Annotated in this window: 2 protein-coding genes and 1 pseudogene; all 3 read right to left on the bottom strand. The window is 56.9% G+C overall.

Annotation, left to right across the window (positions count from 1 at the left end; genetic code table 11):
* Positions 1-274: 274 nt before the first annotated feature.
* Entirely contained in the window at positions 275-1027 is a 753-nt protein-coding gene (locus AC2VLY_RS05040) for a gamma-glutamyl-gamma-aminobutyrate hydrolase family protein (RefSeq protein ID WP_193651134.1), read from the bottom strand.
* On the bottom strand, positions 1020-1892 hold the full coding sequence (gene aguB / locus AC2VLY_RS05035; protein WP_486921869.1) for an N-carbamoylputrescine amidase: 873 nt from the start codon (positions 1890-1892) through the stop codon (positions 1020-1022). The genes AC2VLY_RS05040 and aguB overlap by 8 nt, the downstream gene beginning before the upstream one ends.
* 114 nt (positions 1893-2006) lie before the next feature.
* Positions 2007-2238: pseudogene (locus tag AC2VLY_RS05030) on the bottom strand (FeoC-like transcriptional regulator); the annotation flags it as partial.

Below are 2238 nucleotides of genomic sequence, written 5' to 3'. Positions count from 1 at the left end.
CCGGATGGCCTGGAGCCTGTGACCGAGCTGGCACGGCACATCGACGACGTGAGCTTGATCGACCACCACGTCCACGGGTGCTGGTTATTTTCTGGGTAGTTTCTCCTGGGTGAAAATCCATCTGAACCTGGTTTTGATCGCCATTATTGTGATTTCCCTGTTGCCAGCGGGTTTTGCCTGGTTACAGCAGCGCCTGCAGACCGCCGGTAATCCTGCGCCCTGAATCTGTGTAGAGTTCGGCTAAAGCCTGCCACTGCCTGTAGGCTTGGCCAGCTCAGTTCTTGTTTTCCTGTCGTTCGATGGTCCGCACAATGCGGCGCTCGGCACGTTTCACCAGCCAGTTGAAAAGCGCCTGCTGATGGGGATCACCAGCGGCAGTATGTTCCGGGTGCCACTGTACGGCGAAAATATCCGGATTGTCGGGCATGTCCACGGCTTCGATCACGCCATCTTCAGCGATGGCGTTGATGCGCAGGGACGGGGCCATGTTGGCAATGGCCTGATGATGCCAGGAAGATATTTCCAGGGTTTCCCGACGAACAATGCTGCCCAAAAGGGTATCCGGCAGGACAATGACTTTATGCATGATGGGATCCCCGTCATTGTTGCGATGACAGATGCGGGTACCAATATTTTTGGGTAAATCCTGCAGGAGGTCACCCCCCAGCGCGACATTGATGATTTGCAGGCCGCGACAAATACCCAATACCGGAATGCGGCGGGCGATGGCTTCCCGGGCCAGGGCAATTTCTGCTGCATCGCGATCTGGATGCACCATGTACACACTTTCATCACAGGTAGCGCGATAAAACTCCGGGGAAATATCTCCACCACCCGTCAGCACCAGGGCATCGCAGCGCGACAAAATAATCCGGGCTTCCGGACATTGGGGTGGAAACAAAACCGGCAGACCTCCCGCCTGGCATACGGCTGCGGCGTACTGGGGCGCAAGGGAAAAAGGTTCGCCGTTCCGCTCATAAGCGCTGAGGGCGATGACCGGGGGTTCCGGAGGTAAAATCTCATCCATCGGAATGGCTTCCATCCAGGCTGAGGATGGGCGCGTACCATTCCGGGCGGCGATCCCGGAATAATCCCCACTCGGCCCGTTGTGCCGCCAGTTTGGTTAAATCGAGGTCGGCATAGAGGATGCATTCTTCCTGGTCGGCCTGGGCGAGCAGGGCCCCGGTAGGGTCACTGATAAAAGAGCCACCATAAAAGGTGATGCTGCTTTCCGCGCCGATTTCGTGGCCCACCCGATTCGCCGCTACGACCGGGGCCAGATTGGCAGCGGCATGTCCCTGCATTACCCGGGTCCAGTGTCCACGGCTGTTGATTTCCGGGGCACGGGGTTCGGAACCGATGGCGGTGGGATAAAACAGGATTTCCGCCCCTTGCAGTGCCATCACCCGGGCGGCTTCGGGAAACCATTGGTCCCAGCAGATGGCGACGCCAATTCGGCCATAATGGGTGGCGAAAACTTTGAAGCCGGTGTCACCGGGACTGAAGTAAAATTTTTCCTGATAGCCGGGACCATCGGGGATATGGGCTTTGCGATACAGCCCCAGATCCTTTCCGTCGACATCAAAAACCACCAGACTATTAAAAAAGGCGTTGTTGGCGCGCTCAAAAAAACTCACGGGCAGGACCAGATGCCGGTCTTTCGCCAGCTTTTGCAGGGCGAGTAATGCGGGATGGGAGCTGCGCGGCTGGGCCAGTGCCAAAAAATCCGGGTTCTGATCCTTGCAAAAGTAGGGTGTGCTGAATAACTCCTGGAGGAGGATGATGTTCGCTCCGGCATCTGCTGCACAATGCACCTGCTGCAGTGCCTTGTCGATGTTTTCCGCTTCCTTGTCCCCGACTGCCATCTGAATGGCAGCTACTTTTACCTGCATGATGCACCTCTGTCCGCAAACTGCTGGCCGATTCTCCAAATTGGAGTATAGAGGAGCCACCGGGAGGGGCAAGAGGGCCTGATGATCCGAGCAGTTTTCGGGAGTTGGCTGAACTCAGGGATGTTGTGGCGGGTGAAAAGTCATGACGCTACCCGCAGAAACTTCGGACTGATCCCGCCAACGCCAGGCTTGGAGTGCCGCATTTTGTGCTGGGCTGGCGCAACTGCTGCAAGTTCCAGACTGGCACGAACTCCCACAGCTTTTAGCTGAAGAGAGAGAAACAGCCTCGACGCGCCCCCGGCTTTGCCAGTAAAGCAGCATATCTTCTACCGTGCTTTTGGGCAGG

Source organism: Acidithiobacillus sp. TH-A36 (assembly GCF_057473445.1).
Note: the sequence above shows the minus strand (reverse complement) of the source record. Positions and strands in the feature narration are given on the sequence as shown.